The sequence below is a fragment of the Pseudomonas sp. BIGb0558 genome (assembly GCF_024807515.1).
Taxonomy (GTDB): domain Bacteria; phylum Pseudomonadota; class Gammaproteobacteria; order Pseudomonadales; family Pseudomonadaceae; genus Aquipseudomonas; species Aquipseudomonas yamanorum_A.
In genome coordinates this window covers 595,332-615,186 of the sequence record NZ_JANUEW010000002.1, presented here as the reverse complement: position 1 = coordinate 615,186, position 19,855 = coordinate 595,332, and the positions used below count along the sequence as shown (strand labels likewise).

16 protein-coding genes are annotated in these 19,855 nt (G+C 61.7%); 9 read left to right on the top strand and 7 right to left on the bottom strand.

What is annotated here, in order from left to right:
• Positions 1 to 62: 62 nt before the first annotated feature.
• Both M2400_RS06055 and M2400_RS06050 read right to left on the bottom strand, forming a co-directional pair.
• On the bottom strand, positions 63 to 1,046 hold the full coding sequence (locus tag M2400_RS06055; protein ID WP_177042424.1) for a FecR domain-containing protein: 984 nt from the start codon (positions 1,044 to 1,046) through the stop codon (positions 63 to 65).
• A complete protein-coding gene (locus tag M2400_RS06050; RefSeq protein WP_177078910.1) occupies positions 1,043 to 1,543 on the bottom strand; it encodes a sigma-70 family RNA polymerase sigma factor in 501 nt (166 codons plus the stop codon). Before M2400_RS06050 ends, M2400_RS06055 begins: the two co-directional genes overlap by 4 nt.
• 279 nt (positions 1,544 to 1,822) lie before the next feature.
• Here M2400_RS06050 and M2400_RS06045 point away from each other — a divergent pair, with 279 nt between their 5' ends.
• Positions 1,823 to 3,703: a methyl-accepting chemotaxis protein gene (locus tag M2400_RS06045; RefSeq protein WP_177042422.1), complete on the top strand. Its 1,881-nt coding sequence runs from the start codon at positions 1,823 to 1,825 to the stop codon at positions 3,701 to 3,703.
• A 116-nt stretch (positions 3,704 to 3,819) separates the two neighbouring features.
• Here M2400_RS06045 and M2400_RS06040 read toward each other — a convergent pair whose 3' ends face one another.
• The 5 genes from M2400_RS06040 to M2400_RS06020 all read right to left on the bottom strand — a co-directional run bounded on the left by M2400_RS06040 (position 3,820) and on the right by M2400_RS06020 (position 10,467).
• Entirely contained in the window at positions 3,820 to 4,269 is a 450-nt protein-coding gene (locus M2400_RS06040; protein ID WP_259195124.1) for an SRPBCC family protein, read from the bottom strand.
• A gap of 26 nt (positions 4,270 to 4,295) precedes the next feature.
• Positions 4,296 to 7,676, bottom strand: a complete 3,381-nt coding sequence (locus M2400_RS06035; RefSeq protein ID WP_259195126.1) for an amino acid adenylation domain-containing protein — start codon at positions 7,674 to 7,676, stop codon at positions 4,296 to 4,298.
• On the bottom strand, positions 7,673 to 8,620 hold the full coding sequence (locus tag M2400_RS06030) for a diiron oxygenase (protein ID WP_177134530.1): 948 nt from the start codon (positions 8,618 to 8,620) through the stop codon (positions 7,673 to 7,675). Before M2400_RS06030 ends, M2400_RS06035 begins: the two co-directional genes overlap by 4 nt.
• A complete protein-coding gene (locus M2400_RS06025; RefSeq protein WP_259195127.1) occupies positions 8,617 to 9,381 on the bottom strand; it encodes a DUF3050 domain-containing protein in 765 nt (254 codons plus the stop codon). Before M2400_RS06025 ends, M2400_RS06030 begins: the two co-directional genes overlap by 4 nt.
• Positions 9,382 to 9,756: 375 nt before the next feature.
• On the bottom strand, positions 9,757 to 10,467 hold the full coding sequence (locus M2400_RS06020) for a GntR family transcriptional regulator (RefSeq protein WP_177042416.1): 711 nt from the start codon (positions 10,465 to 10,467) through the stop codon (positions 9,757 to 9,759).
• 298 nt (positions 10,468 to 10,765) lie between these two features.
• On the opposite strand from M2400_RS06020, the gene M2400_RS06015 reads away from it, so the two are divergent.
• From M2400_RS06015 to M2400_RS05980, 8 genes are all read left to right on the top strand, one after another.
• Positions 10,766 to 11,659, top strand: a complete 894-nt coding sequence (locus tag M2400_RS06015) for a TauD/TfdA family dioxygenase (protein WP_177042414.1) — start codon at positions 10,766 to 10,768, stop codon at positions 11,657 to 11,659.
• Positions 11,660 to 11,673: 14 nt separating this feature from the next.
• Entirely contained in the window at positions 11,674 to 12,699 is a 1,026-nt protein-coding gene (locus tag M2400_RS06010) for an ABC transporter substrate-binding protein (RefSeq protein WP_177042412.1), read from the top strand.
• A gap of 1 nt (position 12,700) precedes the next feature.
• On the top strand, positions 12,701 to 13,552 hold the full coding sequence (locus M2400_RS06005) for an ABC transporter ATP-binding protein (protein ID WP_259195129.1): 852 nt from the start codon (positions 12,701 to 12,703) through the stop codon (positions 13,550 to 13,552).
• A 12-nt stretch (positions 13,553 to 13,564) separates the two neighbouring features.
• The gene (locus tag M2400_RS06000; protein ID WP_003218225.1) at positions 13,565 to 14,413 is read left to right on the top strand and encodes an ABC transporter permease; all 849 of its coding nucleotides are present in this window, start codon (positions 13,565 to 13,567) and stop codon (positions 14,411 to 14,413) included.
• 198 nt (positions 14,414 to 14,611) lie between these two features.
• The gene (locus M2400_RS05995; RefSeq protein WP_177042409.1) at positions 14,612 to 15,532 is read left to right on the top strand and encodes a LysR family transcriptional regulator; all 921 of its coding nucleotides are present in this window, start codon (positions 14,612 to 14,614) and stop codon (positions 15,530 to 15,532) included.
• A gap of 228 nt (positions 15,533 to 15,760) precedes the next feature.
• The gene (locus M2400_RS05990) at positions 15,761 to 17,296 is read left to right on the top strand and encodes an MFS transporter (protein ID WP_177042406.1); all 1,536 of its coding nucleotides are present in this window, start codon (positions 15,761 to 15,763) and stop codon (positions 17,294 to 17,296) included.
• Between the two features lie 26 nt (positions 17,297 to 17,322).
• A complete protein-coding gene (locus tag M2400_RS05985; protein WP_177134520.1) occupies positions 17,323 to 18,381 on the top strand; it encodes an HlyD family secretion protein in 1,059 nt (352 codons plus the stop codon).
• The gene (locus M2400_RS05980; RefSeq protein ID WP_177115424.1) at positions 18,378 to 19,820 is read left to right on the top strand and encodes an efflux transporter outer membrane subunit; all 1,443 of its coding nucleotides are present in this window, start codon (positions 18,378 to 18,380) and stop codon (positions 19,818 to 19,820) included. The genes M2400_RS05985 and M2400_RS05980 overlap by 4 nt, the downstream gene beginning before the upstream one ends.
• The last annotated feature ends 35 nt before the right edge of the window (positions 19,821 to 19,855 follow it).

Genomic DNA, 19,855 nt, shown 5'->3' with positions numbered 1-19,855 from the left:
ACTGTCTAAGCCGGACTCACGGAAAAAAGCCGCCAAAAATAAATCAGGCGCGACAACAATAATCAGGCCTGACGCTCCAGGCTCACCCACCAGCGGGTGCGGTAGCGCAAGCGCACAGGTAAGGTCTGCGGAAGAATCGCCAACAATTTCTCGGGATCTTCCAGTCGAAAAACGCCGGACAAACGCAGGTCTGCAATATCGTTTGAGCAGCCCAGATACCCATGGCGATAGCGCCCCACCTCTGCCAGGAAGTCGGCAAGGCGCATGTTACGGGTGACGATCAATCCATCTGCCCAGGCCCCGGCGTCCATATCCAGAGGCGGCGCGAGGATGGCCTCGTTCTGACGCACCAGGTAGCTTTCTCCTGCATGCACCTGAGTGAAAAGGCCGTCTGCGGTGTGCGGCGAGTGAATCGCCACGTTGCCTGAGGTGACGCTCAATCGGGTGCAGTCGCTGTCCTGGCGTACGACAAAACGCCCGTCGATGCCTTCAAACAAACCATGGCGGCTGCGAACCAGCAGCGGTGCAGTCGCAGCCGCGGCACAGGTCACCAGGATTTCCCCGCGTACCAGCGTGATCAAGCGTTGCTGCGGATTGAAGTCCAGGTCCACTGCGCTGTCGGTATTGAGCTGCAGGCGTGTGCCGTCCGGCAATTGCACGCTGCGGCGTTCGCCGGTGGTGGTGGCCAGGTCCGAGGTCCAGCGTTGCCAGCCGGTAAGGTCCCGGCTGACCCAGGCCGCCGACCCCATTAACAGCACACCCGACAACACCTTCAACGCTTGCCGGCGCCCGAGCTGCTGGGCGCTGCTCTCCAGCGCCACATGGGCCCCGGGAATTGCCGCCAGTTGGCTGCTCAATTCATGTTGCAAAGCCTGCACCCGTTGCCAGGCCAGCTCGTGTTCATGATGAGCCTCGCGCCAGTGCTCGCATTGCATCTTCAGGCGGACATTGGCGCGATTGTTACGCAAGCGCAGCATCCAGCTGATGGCCTGCTTGACCACTTGCGGATCGATTCCTGCGCGTGCCGCGTTATCCCTCGAAGTCATGCCTCATACCGCAGTACATAACAGTGATACAGCGCCTCGGCGACATACCGTTCCACCGAGCGCAACGACACGCCCATCTGCTGCGCAATCTGCTTGTAAGTCAGGCCGTCGCACTGAGCCAGTAAAAACGCCTTACGCACCTTGGGCTTGAGCCCGTCCAGAAGTCGGGCGATGGACTCCAGCAATTCCAGAATCAACGCACGCTCCTCAGTGCTCGGTGCCACGGCTTCGGGCAAATGGGCGATGGATTCCAGATAAGCCCGTTCGATTTCTTCGCGGCGCCAGTGATCGATCACCAAGCCCCGGGCGATGGTGCGCAGGAAGGCGCGAGGGGCCTTGAGTTCGAAGCGTTCGGTTTTTTGCAGCAGGCGCACGAATGTGTCCTGGGCCAGGTCCGCAGCATCCGCGGCGTTACCCAGGCGGCTGCGCAACCAGGTGTTGAGCCAGCCGTGATGGTTGCTGTAAAGCGTCTGTACTGCGTACTCGGAAGAGGGCATTCACACGGCCTGGCAAAGCGTCACAAATGATAATTAGTCGCATTGTCGACAAGGTGGAAAAATTTTGCAACTCCTGGCGTTACATGGCTACCGCCGGTCGGCTTCTGACGTTAAAAGCGGATGCTTCTCACAAATTCCTAAGATTTATCCTGGAGTGGCCGAAAGCCTGACGAGCCATGCGTGCACCGAAATAGAGCAGTCGCAGAGTCTGCCTATACCGTTACATGGAATGTTGCATCCGGCACGCTCACCCCCTTTTGGCAAAAAGAAGTCAATGAAATGAATCTCAAGTTCAGTCATAAAATTCTGTTGGCCGCGTCAGGCGTTGTGGTTCTGGCCTTCGCGTTATTCACGTTCTACAACGACTACCTGCAGCGCAACACCATCAGGCAAAACCTGGAGTCTTCGATTCAGCAATCCGGTGAACTGACCGCCAGCAGTGTGCAGAACTGGCTCAGTGGCCGTGTGCTGGTGCTGGAAAGCCTGGCGCAAAACGTCGCCCATCAAGGCAGCGCTGCCGATCTTGCGGGGTTGGTCGACCAGTCGGCATTTACCTCCAACTTCCAGTTCACCTACGTCGGTTCAACCAACGGCGTGTTCACCCAACGGCCCGATGCCAAAATGCCTGATGGCTATGACCCGCGTCAGCGTCCCTGGTACAAGCAAGCCGTCGCAGCCGACAAGACCATGCTCACGCCGCCCTACATGGCCGCAGTCGGTGGGCTGATCGTGACCATCGCGATGCCGGTGAAAAAGAATGGCGAATTGCTCGGCGTGGTCGGTGGTGACCTGAGCCTTCAAACCCTGGTGAAGATCATCAACTCGGTGGATTTTGGCGGTATCGGCCATGCGTTTCTGGTCAGCGGTGACGGCCAGGTGATCGTCAGCCCGGATCAGGACCAGGTGATGAAAAACCTCAAGGACATCTACCCTGGCAGCAACGTGCGCATCGAGAAGGTCAATCAGGAAGTGGTGCTCAATGGGCAGGACCGGATCCTGTCCTTCACCCCGATCAGCGGATTGCCGAATGCAGACTGGTACATCGGCCTGTCGATCGACAAAGACAAGGCCTACGCACCATTGGGCAAGTTCCGCACCTCGGCATTGATCGCCATGTTCATCGCGGTCGCCGCCATTGCAGTGTTCCTGAGCCTGCTGATCCAGGTCCTGATGCGTCCCCTGACCACCATGGGCCGCGCCATGCAGGACATCGCCCAGGGCGAGGGTGATTTGACCCGCCGCCTGACGGTGGAAAGCAAAGATGAGTTCGGCGACTTGGGCAGCGCTTTCAACCAGTTCGTCGAGCGTATTCATGCGTCAATTTCCGAAGTGTCCTCGGCCACCCGCCAGGTGCACGACCTGTCCCAGCGGGTAATGGCCTCGTCCAACGCATCGATCATCGGTTCCGACGAACAAAGCGCCCGCACCAACAGCGTGGCCGCGGCGATCAACGAACTGGGGGCCGCCACCCAGGAAATCGCGCGCAACGCCGCCGATGCTTCGCAGCACGCCAGCGGTGCCAGCGAGCAGGCCGATGACGGCCGCAAAGTGGTGGAGAAAACCATCCTGGCGATGTCGGAACTGTCGCAGAAAATCAGCCTGTCCTGCACTCAGATTGAAACCCTGAACGCCAGTACCGACAACATCGGGCACATCCTGGATGTGATCAAAGGCATCTCCCAGCAAACCAACCTGCTGGCCCTCAACGCCGCGATTGAAGCCGCACGGGCGGGTGAAGCCGGACGCGGATTTGCCGTAGTGGCGGATGAAGTGCGCAACCTGGCACACCGCACCCAGGAGTCGGCGGAAGAGATCCACAAAATGATCACCTCGCTGCAGATTGGCTCGCGTGAAGCCGTGACCACGATGAACGCCAGCCAGACCTCCAGCGAAGAAAGCGTCGAGGTTGCTAACCAGGCCGGTGAGCGCCTGGTCAGCGTGACGCAGCGGATCGTCGAGATCGACGGGATGAACCAATCGGTAGCGGCCGCCACCGAGGAGCAGACCGCCGTGGTGGAAACCCTCAACGTCGACATCAACCAGATCAACCTGTTGAACCAGCAGGGCGTGGCCAACCTCAACGAAACCCTGAAGGATTGCGACGCGTTGTCTCAACAGGCCAACCGGTTGAAGCAGTTGGTCGACAGCTTCAAAATCTGAGGATGAACCTGTAGGAGCGAGCTTGCTCGCGAAGAGCGTCAACGATAACGCAGCGCTATCAGATAGCCCGTGCTGCCTTCTCGTTTTTCGCGAGCAAGCCCGCTCCTACGGTAAGTTCAGCCAAACATCTGCCGTACATTCTCCAGCGCACTGTCGGCGAATGCCTGCACAAAGGCATCAAACCCTTCCACACCGTGTTCAACCGGCTCGGCGATGATCGTCCAGGTCACCCTCGAACTGCGTTCCCCCACAGCCTCCACACGCATTCCCGCCCATAGCCGGGCCACGCCGAGGGTGTTGTAAATCGTCGTCCAGGTCATCTGCATGGCCTGTTCGTCGCGGCTGTTGAGTTGCTCCACCACCAGGTTTCCATCGTGGAAGAACTTTTTGCGCAGCGACCCTGCGCCCGCGCCGGTCATCTCGATGTGCGACAGCGCGGGGATGAATCTGTCAAACCCTGCAAAGTTGCCCACCACCGTCCACACGCGGGCGGCATCGCCGGCAATTACCACTGAAGACACCACCGGCCTGGCGCAGGGGTTGCGAATCAACGTATCGGGTTTCATTCGGTTTTCCTTTGTTAGGCGCCCGATCACAGGAAGCCGATGCTCTTGAGGTACGCGCAGCCCTTGCGTAGCAGCGCCAGGTTTTTTTCCGGGTAATGCGCGCCCATCTGCTCGACACCGCGCCGTGCGTTGTCATGACGGATCATCGACGTATCGCCGATGTCCCCGTCCACACCATTGAGATAGAACCCCAGCACACCGAACAGCGCGTTGTGGCTATCCACCGTGTGCAGGTGACGTTGCCAGTGGGCGACGCTCACCAGCTCGAAAACATGGCCTGCCTGGCGAAAGGCATCGACGTAGGATTCCCAGCTCAAGGGCTGCGGATTGTGCAGATTGAACACGTTTCCTCCGGCACAGTGGCGGCCACAGTGGAAGGCAATAAACCGCGCGAGAAAGTCCACGGGCATCAGGTCAAAGTTCATCCCCAGGTTGGGCACCAGGCCCAGTTGCAGCGAGCCCTTGAGCATCAACATCAGGCGATTTTTCTGTGGCTCGCAAGCACCGTTGCGGCTGTTGAAACTGATGTTCCCGGGGCGATGGATAGTGACCCAGGCACCTTCCTCGGCGGCGCGTCCCAGCAGGCGTTCGGCGACCCACTTGGACAGGTTGTAGCCGTTCTGGAGGTAGAGCGGTGGCGTGGTCGCGGCGAGCGTTTCCAGGACCTGGCCTTGGGCATCGATGCTGCTGGCCGCCGACAGTGTGGAGATAAAATTGAAGACCTTCTTGCGCCGGGTTTCACACAGGCGCAGGCATTCCAGCACCGGCTCGACGTTGTCCTTGGCCAGGGTGGCGTAATCCATCACATGATTGACGTGGGCGGCGTTGTGCACCAGAACGCCGAACTCCCCGGCGAGGTACTCATACACCTCGCTGGTCAAGCCAAGGCGCGGCTGACTGATGTCGGCGGCATACACCCGTACCCGGCTCAGGTCCAGGTGTTCCAGGCGGTACTCACGCAGCGCCTCGGCGAACCTCACCGCAGCCGGATGTCCAGGGCGTTCGCGTACCAGGCACGCCACTTCAAGTGCGTCCTCGGCCAGTAACGCCTCGACGATATGGACGCCGAGAAAACTGTTGGCGCCGGTCACGATGACCTTGCGGCGTTCACCTGCCTGGTCCGCCGGCAATATCGGCCTGTCCAGTTCACGCAGAGTATCCCGTATCGCCTGGCCGGCCGGTGCTTCAGGGGCCGCACCGTCACCCATCAGCGCAGCCAGGGTACGGACGGTGGGCGTTTCGAAAAAACGGTTGAGGGAAAGGCTGCGCCCGAACTGCTCGCGGATACGCAGCAACATCGTCGACAACAGGATGGAATGACCGCCGAGATTGAAGAAGCTGTCCTCCGTCGACAACTGCGCGACCGGCACGCCCAGCAACTCGCTCCACAGGTTCAGCAACTGTGCTTGCACCGGCGTTTGCGGCGGACAGCGGTTGGTGGCTGGCAGCGGTAGAGTCGGCAGCGCCAGCAAGGCCTGGCGGTCGACCTTGCCGTTGGGCGTGCACGGCATGCTCGCAAGCTCCATGCACAGGGTTGGCTGCAGATAATCCGGCAGCGCCTGCCGGGCATGTTGCTGGAGCACAGCCAGGGCGCCTTGGGCCTCAGGCTGCGCGACAAAGGCCAGGATCCGCTGATCAGGGTCGATCACCACCGCCACCTGGCGAAACAGCTGGCTGGCGCGCAGGCAGTGTTCGATCTCTTGGGGCTCGACCCGAAAGCCACGGATTTTCACCTGCTGATCCCGGCGCCCGCCCAGCTCGATGCCGTCCTCTGTCCACTTCGCCAGATCGCCGCTGCGGTAGGCCCGCAAGGTCTGGCCGTCCGGCAACTTCAGGTGTACGAAATGCTCGGCGGTCTGCTGTGGCTGGTTGAGGTAACCCAGCCCGACACCGGGGCCGACGATGTACAGCTCGCCTGTCACTTGTTCATCCACCGGTTGCCGTTGCTCGTCGAGGATCAGCACCCGGCTGTTGGCGATGGGCGTGCCCACATTGCGATTGCTGTCGCCTCGCTGCAGCGTGCGGCATGACACCAGCACGGTGGCTTCCGTCGGCCCATAGAAGTTGTGCAAGGAACACTGTCTCGCCAGCCGCTCGATGACATAGGGCTCGCATACGTCGCCTCCGGTCATCAGGTGCGCCAGGCCCAAGGGTTGATCCAGCGGGAGGATGCTCAGCAGCGCCGGCGGCAGGAAGGCATGGGTGACGCGCTGTTGCCGGATGAAGTCCACCAGTTGTTGCGGGTCGCGGCGCGGGTCTTCACCGGGCACGATCAGCTCGGCGCCCGCTATCAGGGGCGCGAAAATATCAATCAGCGAAGAGTCGAAGCTCAACGGCGAGAACTGCAAGACCCGGCTGTGTTCACTCAGTTGCACATGGCCGCCGAACCAGGCGGTGAAGTGGGCCAGGTTGTGCTGGCTGAGCAGCACGCCTTTGGGCTGGCCGCTGGTGCCCGAGGTGTGGAGCACCATGCAGGGCGCGTCCATCGCTGGGCGCTGGCGCGGTGGCGGCGGGTTGGCGTGAGTGTCGAGGGCGCTGACATCCAGCGCCGAAAAAAACTCCCGCAGCGGATGTCGGCCGTCGTCCAGTAGCACCGAGACGCCGGCGTTCTCCAGCATGGCCTGCTGTCGTTGCAGCGGATGGCCCGGCTCCAGTGGCAGGTACACCGCGCCGCAGCCCAGTACGGCGAGAATGCTGGCGTACAGCTCAAGGGATTTGCCCAGGCAGACGCCGATCACCTGCGGTGTATCGCTGGCCCCAAGCAACGGCCACAGATGCTGCTGGATAGCCAGGCTCTTGCGCTGCAACTGGCGATAACTCAGCACGCTGCCAGCGATGTTCAGCGCCGGTCGTTCGGCGAAGGTTTCAAGGCTGCGCTCCAGCCGTTCGATCATGGGCACCCGGGCTTGCTCCAGCAGTGCCAGGTCGGCGGTCTGGTTGAAGCGATGCAGGTAGGCCAACGATTCGAGGGCTTGCAGGCCGTGTTCGGGAGCATCGCAGGCGACTGCGGTTTGCGAAAAATAGCCCGCGTCCCGCGATAAGCCGCTGACGTGCTGGGCTACCCATTCCACCAAGCGGCTTATCGCCTGCTGCCGCAGCCGTTGGCCGTTGCCGCTGGGTTCTCCAGCGATGTCCAGGGTCGCCAGCAGTCGATGTGGGCTGGCGTAGCACCTGAGTTGCAGCGTCGGCAGCCCGTTGTCGGTCAGTGCTCCGAGCCCCAGGCGCAGGCTCATCAAGGCCGTGTAGGCCAAGCCCGGCGGGATCGACTCGCTACCGTCATCAATCAGCAGGTCCACGCCCTTTTCCTCGTCTGACTGCGCTACCTCGTGACCGTATTGCTCCAGTGTCAGCCCGACTTCTTTCAACGCCGCGCTGCAGCCTGCCAGCCCAATCTTCAAACGCCTCATGGGTGGGCTCCTGTTGCTGGAAGAAAGGCGTCCAGGGCCTGGACCACACTCGGCGTTTGCAGCAGGCCGCTGTGATTCAGGAATCCCATGATATTGCCGAGCAGCGGATGCTGGCGGGTAATGGGAAAGTCCATCGCCAGCACTTCAGCGCGCAAGGCAGCACGCGTGCCGGCGCTGATATCCAGGTGCTCGATCAACTGCAGGTCGAAATTTTTTTGCAGGTCGTGGGTCAGGTAATGCTGGAGGAATACCGGCAGGATCCGGGCGATGCAGTCACGGTCTTCGGCGTTTGCAGACTGCCAATAGATTCGCACCAGGCGCGTCCAGAACAGGCCATGACGCCCCTCGTCAAACAAGTGGTCGGCCATCAATCCACGGATGGATTGCTTGACGCTGTCGTCCCTGGAGAACGCCGCCACGTCATGGGTCACGGTGTTTTCGGCGATGGCCACGGCGATCAGCTCCATGGCATCGCGCAGGTGTTCGGGAGCCAGCGCCAGCGCGGCAGGCAAGGCGCGGCTCAGCTCGATTTCCCCGGGCAGTTCAAGAGGCGCAGTGCCGGTCATCTCGACGGCCTGTTGCATGAAGTCGAGGGCGACGAGGGCGTGGTAATCCTCATCCACCACGACGGTCATGGCGTCGTAGCGACAGGCGAGCGGGAAGGGCACCGAAAATCGATTCTTGGCAATGCTGCGTGCGGTCTTGTCGACGATTTCGGTTTCAAAGATCACCACATCGTTGATGAACTTGTAGAACGTCTGCAACAAGACAAAGTCGCGGCACTGCGGGCATTGCTCGACAAAGGTCGCGCTCAATACCAAGGGTTGACGGCTCAAGGGAAAGATCAGTTTCTGATCGTTTTCCAGCAATCGGCGCGGGCGGGTGCGGATGGTCGCGCGGCGCTCCCAGTCTTCGGCGAATGAGCGGTAATCGGCCGGGTTCATACGCTCACCTCCGGCAGGCGCAGGTGCAGCCCGTCCCATAAGGCCAGGCGGTTTTCCACGGCGCTCAGCGCGGCAGTGTCAGCCTGCTGCTCGCGACTCGGGTCGCCAAGCGTGAGGCGTTGCAGCAACTGCGCCGCCGCGGGGCCATGCTCGTCGGCATCAAGCTCAATGTGGCGCTTGAGGTAGTAGCAGAAGGTCGGTGCCTGGCGGTGAAGCATCTCGCACCCTCCCAGGATGCGTTTGAACATCGTTGGGATGACGCTCTCGCGGCCATGGAGAAAGGCGGCCGCGACGCAGTGGGTGGGTGCGTCCAGGGCAACCTGCAACGTGCTTCTGACGAAACGGGCCACGGCAGGATGGATATCGATTTTTTGCAGGGCCGTTTGCGCATCGCTGCCGTCACGTTGCAGGGTGATGAATCTGTCGATGGCCGTGGTGCTCGCGCCAACTTCAGCCATGGCTTGCAGATACAACTCGAAGTGGCTGCCGTGTCCGTGACCAGGATAGGCGTCCGATTCTTCGCCCAACACGATCTCATTGATCAGGCGTGCCGCTTGTGGGTCCGGTGGCGGCAACCACGGCAAGCGCATTCCGGTTAGGTCATGCTGCAGGCGTTTGGTCAGCGTCATGAAGTCCCAAACAGCGAACACATGGTTTTCCATAAAGTATCGCAACTTTGGAAGTGTGTTTATTTGTGTAAATAATGGATGGCTGTGTAACTTCTGCTTTTTTTGTTTAAGCAGGTGTGAGTGCTGGAGCATGATTGATGCCTATAAGTCGTTATTTCTTCCCTGATAACAAGCAGCCACGTGCTGTTATTGATCAAGCAAGCAGCACGCGGTGACAAAACACCAAAGCTTTATTTAAAGGAACGCCACGCGCAGTGACGCCCGAGCAGGGTTCACGCTGTCGATTGGGGAGAATTGGGGTGTTGGTAATAATCTGATTAAGTATTCAGGCGTTTTTGGTTTTATAAGTTTTGCGAGTAAAAATAGTGCTGTAGTTGAATTGCTCTGCGAAGTGTAGGAAGTGTTCTTTCGAATTAATGGTTTGACTGTTATGCGCTGACCTCCATCGGCCAAAGTCGCTGCGCAGCGCTTTGTGGTCGAGGGAGGCGTCTCGGTTCCACGGAGAATTTACGGTGCAGCGTTTTGTGCCGTCTCTTCAAGGCTCTTGAGATAACCGGTAATCACCTCCATGCCGCGGGTGAGGTGGTTGCGCAAGGTCAGGATGCTTTCCTCGACCTTCTTTTTCGCCACCAGGTCGAGCAGTTCACGGTGGTCTTCCTGGGACGTCTCGCCCAGGCCCATGGCCTCGAGGTTGAAGCGCAGGAAACGCTCCTCTTCGTTCAAGCCGTGCTCAACCAGCTTGAGCAACCGCTGGTTGCCCGCCTTGCTATACAGCGCCATGTGGAACAGGCGGTTGAGGCGACCAATTTCGGTGTAGTCGCTTTCCTGTTCCAGCGCATCAATGAAGGCGCCGGCCTGGGCAATGTCTTCGGGCGTGAGCAAGGGAATCGACAAGCGCAGCGCTTCGGACTCCAGCAGTATGCGCAGCGCATAGGTTTCCGCCGAATGGTCCTCAATCAGTGGCGCCACCACCGCTCCTTTGTGGGTCACCACATGCAGCAGCGACTGGGCTTCCAGTTGACGCAATGCCTCGCGCACCGGCATCCGGCTGACCCCGAACAAGCTGGCCAACTCCTGTTGGCGCATGGCGGTGCCGCAGGGCAAGCGACCATCGAGGATGGCGTTGCGCAATGTTTCTTCAATCACGGAGCGGGCGAGATGGGCGGGGATAGGCCCGCTGATCTGGATGCTGCTCAAAGGGTTCGGCTTCTGCGTCACGACTACGCTATCCTCCTTTTCAGGGTGATGTGGCTAATTGGATCCAATGCACACTAGAGATTGTCCACAAGCTTGTCAAACGGGCAAGGTTTCGGCTTGTAAGCGACTCAACAGCGCGTTCCGTGGGCCCACAACGACCTTTTGTCAGGTCTTACAGGCTTAACGTCTGTGAGACACACTTTATTCCCGAAAGTCGCGGCTACAGCGGTATTGCTGCATATCGATATTCACTAACGGTATTTAAAATGCCGTTCTTATGACTATAAAGTCACTCTCCTGACCGCCCGGGAGTGAACTCATGTCTGCCACCTCTACTGTTCCAACAGCGACCGACACCACACAAACCTTCGAGATCCGTCCATTTCCCGGCAGCGTCGGCGCCGAGATCATAGGCCTGGACTTGACCCGCCCGGTCAGCGACCCGGACTTCGCGCGCATTCACCGCGCGCACCTGGACCATCACGTCGTGGTCTTCCGCGACCAACGCATCACCCCCGAACAACAGATCGCCTTCAGCCGCCGCTTCGGTGTGTTGCAGATCCACGTGCTCAAACAGTTTCTGCTGGCCAACCACCCGGAAATCCTGATCGTCTCCAACATCATCGAAAACGGCCAGTCCATCGGCCTGGGAGACGCCGGCAAGTTCTGGCACTCGGACCTCTCCTATAAAGAGCTGCCGAGCCTGGGCTCGATGCTCCATGCCCAGGAGCTGCCGTCCGAGGGTGGCGACACCTTGTTCGCCGACATGCACAAAGCCTGGGACAACCTGCCCGAGCCCCTGCGCAAGGCTGTAGAAGGCCGCAGCGCCGCGCATTCGTACACCGCGCGCTACAGCGAAACCAAATTCGAAGGTAACTGGCGCCCGACCCTCACCCCCGAGCAACTGGCTCAAGTGGCGGAAGTGGTGCACCCCATCGTACGCACCCACCCGGAAAATGGCCGCAAGGCGTTGTTCGTCAGTGAAGGTTTCACCACCCGCATCGTCGGCTTGCCGGAAGACGAAAGCCGCGACCTGCTGGCCCAGCTCTACGCCCACAGCGTGCTGCCGGAAAACATCTACCGCCACCAGTGGCAGCCCCACGACATGGTGTTCTGGGACAACCGCTCACTGATCCACCTGGCGGCCGGCTGCCCAGCCCACCTGCGGCGCAAGCTGTACCGCACCACCATCCAGGGCGACGCGCCTTTCTGATCCGGAGCATGACCATGTCCAAGAAAATCCCATTTGCGCGCCTGGCCGCTACGGTCGGCCTGGGCGTCAGCCTGCTGGCCGGCAGCCTGGTTGCACCTGCCGCCGCCCAGGCCGAAGGCGAGATTCGCATCGCCGAGCAGTTCGGCATCGTCTACCTGCTGCTCAACGTGGTGCGCGACCAGAACCTGATCGAGAAATACGGCAAGCAGGAAGGCATCGACATCAAGGTCGACTGGACCCAATTGTCCGGCGGCGCCGCCGTCAATGACGCCTTGCTCTCCGGCTCCATCGACATCGCCGGCGCGGGCGTTGGCCCGCTGCTGACCATCTGGGACCGCACCCACGGCAAACAGAACGTGAAAGCCGTCGCCTCCCTGGGCAACTTCCCCTACTACCTGGTGAGCAACAATCCCAAGGTCAAGACCATTGCGGACTTCACCGAAAAAGACCGCATTGCCGTACCGGCAGTGGGCGTCTCCGTGCAGTCGCGCTTCCTGCAATACGCCGCTGCCAAGCAATGGGGCGACAAGGAATTCAATCGCCTCGACAAGTACACCGTCGCCGTTCCGCACCCGGATGCGACGGCAGCGCTGATTGCCGGTGGCACCGAGCTGACCGGGCACTTCTCCAACCCGCCGTTCCAGGAACAGGCCCTGACCAACCCGAACGTGCACGTGGTGCTCAACTCCTACGACATCCTCGGTCCCAACTCACCGACGGTGCTGTTCGCCACCGAGAAATTCCGCAACGACAACCCGAAAACCTACAAGGCGTTCGTCGAGGCCCTGACCGAAGCGGCGCAGTTCGCCCAGAACGACAAAGGCGCCGCCGCCGACACCTACATCCGCGTGACCAAGGCCAAGATCGACCGCGCCGAGTTGCTGAAAATCATCGAGAACCCGCAGTTCGAATTCAGCGTCACCCCGAAAAATACCTACCCGCTGGCGGAATTCCTCTACCGCGTCGGCGCGATCAAAAACAAACCCGAATCGTGGAAGGACTACTTCTTCCAGGACGCCAAACCGCTGCAAGGGAGCTGACATGAACGCGCCCTTGCAAGGCCACACGGCCAGCAACCCGACGACTACCGAAGCACTGCTTTCGGTAGATAAAGTCAGCCTTGAATACCGCACGCCTGAACGGGTCGTGCGGGCCACCCACCAAGTCAGTTTCGCGATCGACCCGGCCGACCGCTTCGTACTGCTGGGGCCTTCGGGCTGCGGCAAATCCACGCTGCTGAAATCCATCGCCGGCTTTATCAAACCCTGCGAAGGCGAGATCCGCTTGCTCGGGCAAAAAGTCGAGCAACCGGGCCCGGATCGCATCGTGGTGTTCCAGGAATTCGACCAACTGCCGCCCTGGAAAACCGTCAGGCAGAACGTCATGTTCCCGCTGCTCGCCTCCAAGACCCTCAAGCGTCGCGAGGCCGAAGAGCGGGCGCTGTATTACCTGGAAAAAGTCGGCCTGACGGCGTTTGCCGATGCTTACCCGCACACCTTGTCCGGCGGTATGAAAGCCCGCGTGGCGATCGCCCGGGCATTGGCCATGCAGCCGAAAATCCTGCTGATGGACGAGCCCTTCGCCGCCCTCGACGCCCTGACCCGCCGCAAGATGCAGGAAGAACTGCTGCTGCTCTGGGAAGAGGTGCGTTTCACCCTGTTGTTCGTCACGCATTCCATCGAAGAGGCGCTGGTGGTGGGCAACCGCATCCTGTTGCTGTCGCCGCACCCGGGCCGGGTACGGGCGGAAATCCACAGCCATCAATACGACCTTCACAGCCTCGGCGGTGTGGAGTTCCAGGCTTCGGCGCGGCGCATTCATCGGCTGTTGTTTGATGAAGCGCCCGAGGCGGAAACCGAACTGGGTTTCGCCGATATCCGCATCGCTTATTGAAGGGTTTTCACCATGCGCCAGGAATATGAAATCACGCTCGAACCGTTGCCCGGTGTTCGCGTAGAACGCGAATTACCGTGGCGTCAGCGCCTGTGGCAACAAGGCTGGCTGCGCAAAAGCCTGATCCTGATCGTGCTTGCGATCCTGTGGGAAGCGGCCGCGCGTTATCAGAACAACGACCTGCTGCTGCCGAGCTTCCTGCAGACGCTGAGCGCGTTCTACGACGGCATGGCCAGTGGCGAGCTGTTGAGCAAGGTCAGTATCTCGCTGGTGGTGCTGATCAAGGGCTATCTGATCGGCATTGTGCTGGCGTTTGCCCTGACGACGCTTGCGGTGTCGACCCAACTGGGCCGCGACCTGCTGAGCACGCTCACCTCGATGTTCAACCCGTTGCCGGCGATTGCCCTGCTGCCGCTGGCGCTGCTGTGGTTTGGCCTGGGGCAGAACAGCCTGATCTTTGTGCTGGTGCATTCGGTGCTGTGGGCGCTGGCGCTCAATACCTATTCCGGTTTCCTCGGCGTCTCGGAAACCCTGCGCATGGCCGGCCGCAATTACGGCCTCAAGGGCATGCGCTTCGTGCTGTTCATCCTGATCCCGGCCGCGCTGCCGTCGATCCTTGCCGGGCTGAAAATCGGCTGGGCGTTTGCCTGGCGCACGCTGATTGCCGCCGAGCTGGTATTCGGCGCCACCAGCGGCAAGGGCGGGCTGGGCTGGTACATCTTCCAGAACCGCAACGAGCTGTACACCGACAAGGTGTTTGCCGGCCTGGCGGTGGTGATCCTGATCGGGCTGCTGGTGGAGAACCTGGTATTCGACACCCTGGAGCGGGTCACCGTGAAGCGCTGGGGCATGCAACGCTGACTGAAACACCCATCCTGTGGCGAGGGAGCTTGCTCCCGCTGGGTCGCGAGGCGGCCCCAATAAGATCACCGCATTCTTTCAGACAAATCCCGATTGAAAATTTCTGGGCTGCTTCGCAGCCCAACGGGAGCAAGCTCCCTCGCCACAGTCTGCTACGATTGCGCCAAGTTCACTCCCAACCGATCACGAGTGCTTGGCATGCAATTACCGGACATGAACCTGCTGGTCGCCCTCGACGCGCTACTCGACGAGGGCAGCGTGGTGGGCGCCGCGCGGCGGATGAACCTGAGCCCGGCCGCCATGAGTCGCACCCTCACACGCATCCGCGAGGCGGTGGGCGACCCCATCCTGGTACGCGCCGGCCGCGGCCTGGTGCCGACGCCCAAGGCCCTGGAGCTGCAAGGCCAGGTGCGTAACGTGGTGGAACAGGCGGCGCTGCTGTTCCGCTCGGCGGACGAAGTAGACCTGCGCACCCTGCGTCGACGGTTCAGCGTGCGGGCCAATGACTTTTTTGTCGGCGTGTATGGCGGGCGTTTGTTCGACACCATGGAGCGCATGGCGCCGCTGTGCGAGCTGCGCTTCGTGCCCGAGGGCGACACCGACGATGAAGCCCTGCGTGAAGGCCGGCTCGACCTGCGGGTGGGCAACACCATGCCGATCACCCCGGAAGTGAAAGTACAGAACCTGTTCACCACCACCTTCGTCGGGCTGGCGCGGGAAGGGCACCCGTTGTTCGATGGGGAAATCACCGCCGCCCGGTTCGCCAGCTATTCCCACATCAGCATCTCCCGGCGCGGCATCGCCCGTGGGCCGATCGACACCGCCCTGAATGCCCAGGGCCTGGAGCGTCGAGTCGCGATGATCGCCCCGGGGTTTCACGGCGCGATGTTCATGCTGCCGGACTCCGACCTGATCCTGCCGGTGCCCAAGGAAGCGCTCTACAGCGCCAATCGCCTGAAGCTGCCGCTGCGCGCGTTCACCCTGCCCATCTCCCTGCCGACCCTGGTGCTGACCCAGGCCTGGCACCCGCGCTTCGACAAAGACCCGGCCCATAAGTGGCTGCGCGAGACCATGCGTGAATGCTGCGATGCGACATGGCAGGAAGCGCAGCCCACGTGAGTCGGAAGTGAGCTCGGTCAATGTGGGAGCTGGCTTGCCTGCGATGCGGGCGACCCGGTTTTTCAGGAATAGCGAGGTGATGCCATCGCGGGCAAGCCCGGCTCCCACAGGGATCGCGTAGGTTCTGATCGTTGCGTCTGGCGCACTTATAAGCTTCCTATAAGTCACTTTTTGTCATGTCTAAGCCTTATTAAACTGCTCGGGTATTTCTATTCCGAGTTGTAGTTCATGACGTCCCTCGCTGCCCCCGCACCTCTGGCCGCAGCCAAGCCGACCGCCATCGCCCCGCCCGTTTTCGGTCCACGCATCATCATCGGCCTGGTAGGCGTATTGCTCGCGGTGCTGGTGTCCGGCCTCAACGAGATGGTGACCAAAGTCGCCCTCGCCGATATTCGCGGTGCGATGTACATCGGCTTCGACGAAGGCACCTGGCTGGTGGCCGCGTACACCGCCACCTCCGTGTCGGCGATGGCATTCGCGCCCTGGTGCTCGGTGACCTTTTCCCTGCGCCGTTTCACCCTCTGCGCCATCGGCCTGTTCACCGTGCTCGGCGTGCTGTGCCCGTTCGCGCCGAACTACGAAAGCCTGTTGATTTTGCGCACCGTGCAAGGCCTGGCCGGTGGTGCCTTGCCGCCGATGCTGATGACCGTGGCCCTGCGGTTCCTGCCAGCCAACGTCAAGCTGTACGGCCTGGCCGGCTACGCCCTCACGGCCACATTCGGCCCCAGCCTGGGCACACCGTTGGCCGCATTCTGGACCGAATACGTCGGCTGGCAATGGGCGTTCTGGCAGATCGTCGGGCCGTGCCTGCTGGCCATGGCGGCCGTGGCCTACGGCTTGCCTCAGGATCCGCTGCGCCTGGAGCGCTTCAAGCAATTCAACTGGCGCGGCCTGCTGCTGGGCTTCCCGGCGATCTGCATGCTGGTGATCGGCCTGTTGCAGGGCAATCGGCTGGACTGGTTCGAGTCGCCGCTGATTGCCACCTTGCTGATCGGCGGCCTGGTGCTGCTGGTGCTGTTCATGATCAACGAGTGGTCGCACCCGATGCCGTTTTTCAAGCTGCAGATGCTCGGCATTCGTAACCTGTCATTCGCCCTGATCGTACTGGCCGGGGTGCTGATTGTGCTGCTGGCGGTGACCATCATTCCGTCCAGCTACCTGGCTCAGGTGCAAGGCTACCGCCCGCTGCAAACCGCCCCGGTGATGCTGATCATGGCGCTGCCGCAGTTGATCGCGCTGCCGTTGGTGGCGGCGCTGTGCAACCTGCGTTGGGTGGATTGCCGCTGGGTACTGGGCATCGGCCTGAGCATGCTGATCCTGTCCTGCGTGGGCGGGGCGCAACTGACGTCGGCCTGGATTCGCGATGATTTCTACGTGCTGCAACTGCTGCAAATCTTCGGGCAACCCATGGCGGTGCTGCCGCTGCTGATGCTCTCCACCGGCAGCATCACACCCCAGGACGGGCCGTTCGCCTCGGCCTGGTTCAACACCGTCAAAGGCCTGGCCGCCGTGGTCGCCACCGGCGTACTCGATGCCCTGACCACCCACCGCCTGCATTTCCACTCGACCATGTTGGTGGACAGCCTGGGCAACTCGCCCCTGGCCGACAGCGATGCCGCCGGCCTCGCTCACCGGCTGCACGAGCAGGCCGTGGTGCTTACTTCTTCGGATCTCTACTACGTCATGGCCGGTGTCGCGGCGGTGTTGATCCTGCTGATTTTCTGGATGCCGACGCGGATTTATCCGCCCCGCGCGCCGACTTGATTGCTCACTGAGCCAAAGGGATTGCTATGAAACGCAAAGACAAAATCGCTGTAACCGTCATCACCGTGTTCGCCGTGGGGGTGCTGGTTTACCTGCTGGCGCCGGGCGTGTTCGGCAGCAAGCGCCAGAGCACCAACGATGCCTTCGTCGCCGCCGACTACACCCTGGTGGCGCCGCGTGTGGCCGGGTTTATCAAGGAAGTGCTGGTGGAAGACAACCAGCGGGTCAAGGCCGGCCAGTTGCTGGCGCTGATCGATGACCGTGACTTTCGCGCCGCTGCCCAGGCGGCCGATGCCGATACGCTGGTGGCCCAGGCGCAGCTGAAAAATGCCACGGCGACCCTGGAACGCCAGAGCTCGGTGATCGCCCAGGCCCAGGCCACGGTGGCGGCGGACCGTGCCGAAGTGGCGTTTGCCGAGCACGAACTGAACCGCTACAACCACCTCGCAGGCGTCGGCGCCGGCACGGTGCAAAACGCCCAGCAGGCCAAGACCCGCATCGACCAGGCTACCGCGCGCCTGGCCAGTGCCACGGCGGTGCTGGCGGCCGAACGCAAGCAAGTGGAAATCCTCAGCGCCCAGCGCGATGCGGCAGAAGGCGGCCTGAAACGCGCCCAGGCGGCGCTGGAAATGGCCAGCTATCAGCTGTCGTACACCCGCATCGTCGCGCCGGTGGACGGCATGGTCGGCGAGCGGGCGGTGCGGGTCGGCGCCTATGTGACGCCGGGCAGCAAGATCCTCGCCGTGGTACCGCTGGCCGAGGCCTACGTGGTGGCCAATTTCCAGGAGACCCAGTTGTCCCACATGCACGCCGGCCAGACGGTGGACGTGAAGGTCGACAGCCTCGACGGCGAAGTGCTCAAGGGGCATCTCGAAAGCCTGGCGCCGGCCACCGGGGTCACGTTTGCCTCGGTCAAACCCGACAACGCTACCGGCAACTTCACCAAGGTGGTGCAGCGCATTCCGGTGAAAATCATCCTGGAGCCCGGCCAGGCGCTGACCGAACGCCTGCGGGTCGGCATGTCGGTGGAAGCCAGCGTCGACACCCACGTCGCCGCCCAGCCACGCGAGGTGGCGCAGCAATGAGACACCTCGCCTGGTTTACCTTGAGCCTGCTCAGCCTGAGTGCCTGCACCGTCGGCCCGGACTTCCAGCGCCCGCAAAATCCCGTCGGCCAATGGACCGCGCCTCATGGCCAGCAAGCCGCCAGCCACGCGGTCAACGACCCGCTGGAAGAGCGCTGGTGGGAAGTGTTCCACGACGCGCAACTCACCGCGCTGACACGGCGTGCACTCACCGATAACCTCGACCTGAAGCTCGCCAGCAGCCGCCTGCAAGAAAGCCGCGCCGCGCGCCAGGTGATCACCGCCGAGCGCTACCCCACCGTCAACGCCACCGGCGACTACCTGCGCCAGCGCAACAGTGCCGATGGCTTGAGCGACGCCTCGGGCAAGAACGGCCGCGCAGCCTACAACCAGTGGGATATGGGCTTCTCCGCTGCCTGGGAACTGGACTTCTGGGGCCGGGTAAAACGCGAAACCGAAGCCGCCGACGCCACCCTGCAAGTCGCCGAAAACGACCGCCGGGCCGTGCTGTTGTCAGTGCTGGCTGAAACCGCCCAGGATTACATCCAACTGCGCGGCGTGCAGAACACCCGGGCCGTCACCGAGCAAAACCTCGACGTAGCCCGTCACAGCCTCAAGCTGTCGCAACTGCGCCTGGCCGACGGTGTGGCCACGGACCTGGACGTCGCCGAGGCCGCCGCTCAAGTCGCTGCCATCGAGGCGCGCCTGCCGGACTTGCAGCAACGCCAGGACCAGTTGATCAACGCCCTGAGCCTGCTGATGGGCGAGCCGCCGCAAGCCTTGTACGCCGAGCTGTCCAAGGACGCCGCCGTGCCGCAAACCCAGCGCCAGGTCGCCATCGGCCTGCCGTCGCAACTGGCCGAGCGCCGCCCTGACATCCGCCAGGCCGAAGCGCGTTTGCATGCCGCCACCGCCTCCATCGGTGTGGCCAAGGGCGACTTCTACCCGCGCATTACCCTGTCCGGCAGCGTGGGCTCCCAGGCCTTGCAGCTGGCGGATTTCGGCTCTTGGAGTTCGCGCGCATTCGCTTTTGGCCCACAGTTGAGCTTGCCGATTTTCAACGGTGGTCGCTTGCAAGGCATGCTCGATTTGCGCGAAGCCCAGCAACAGGAAGCGGCCCTGGCCTACCAGCAAACGGTACTGCGGGCCTGGCATGAAATCGACGACCAGTTGACCCGCTACAACGCCAGCCAACTGCGCCGCGACAGCCTTGCCGAAGCGGTACGCCAGAACCAGATCGCCCTCACCACGGCGCAACACCAGTACGTCGAAGGCGTGGTGGATTTTGTCAACGTGCTGACGGTGCAAAGTGCGTTGCTGGCGACTCAGGAGCAGTGGGTGGAAAGCTCCACCGGTGTTTCCCTGGCCATGGTCGGGTTGTACAAGGCGCTGGGTGGGGGCTGGGAGTCGGTGTATCCGTTGCAAACCGCTGGGCGCTGATAGCCAAGTAGGACCGTTCTCTATTTTCATGGCGG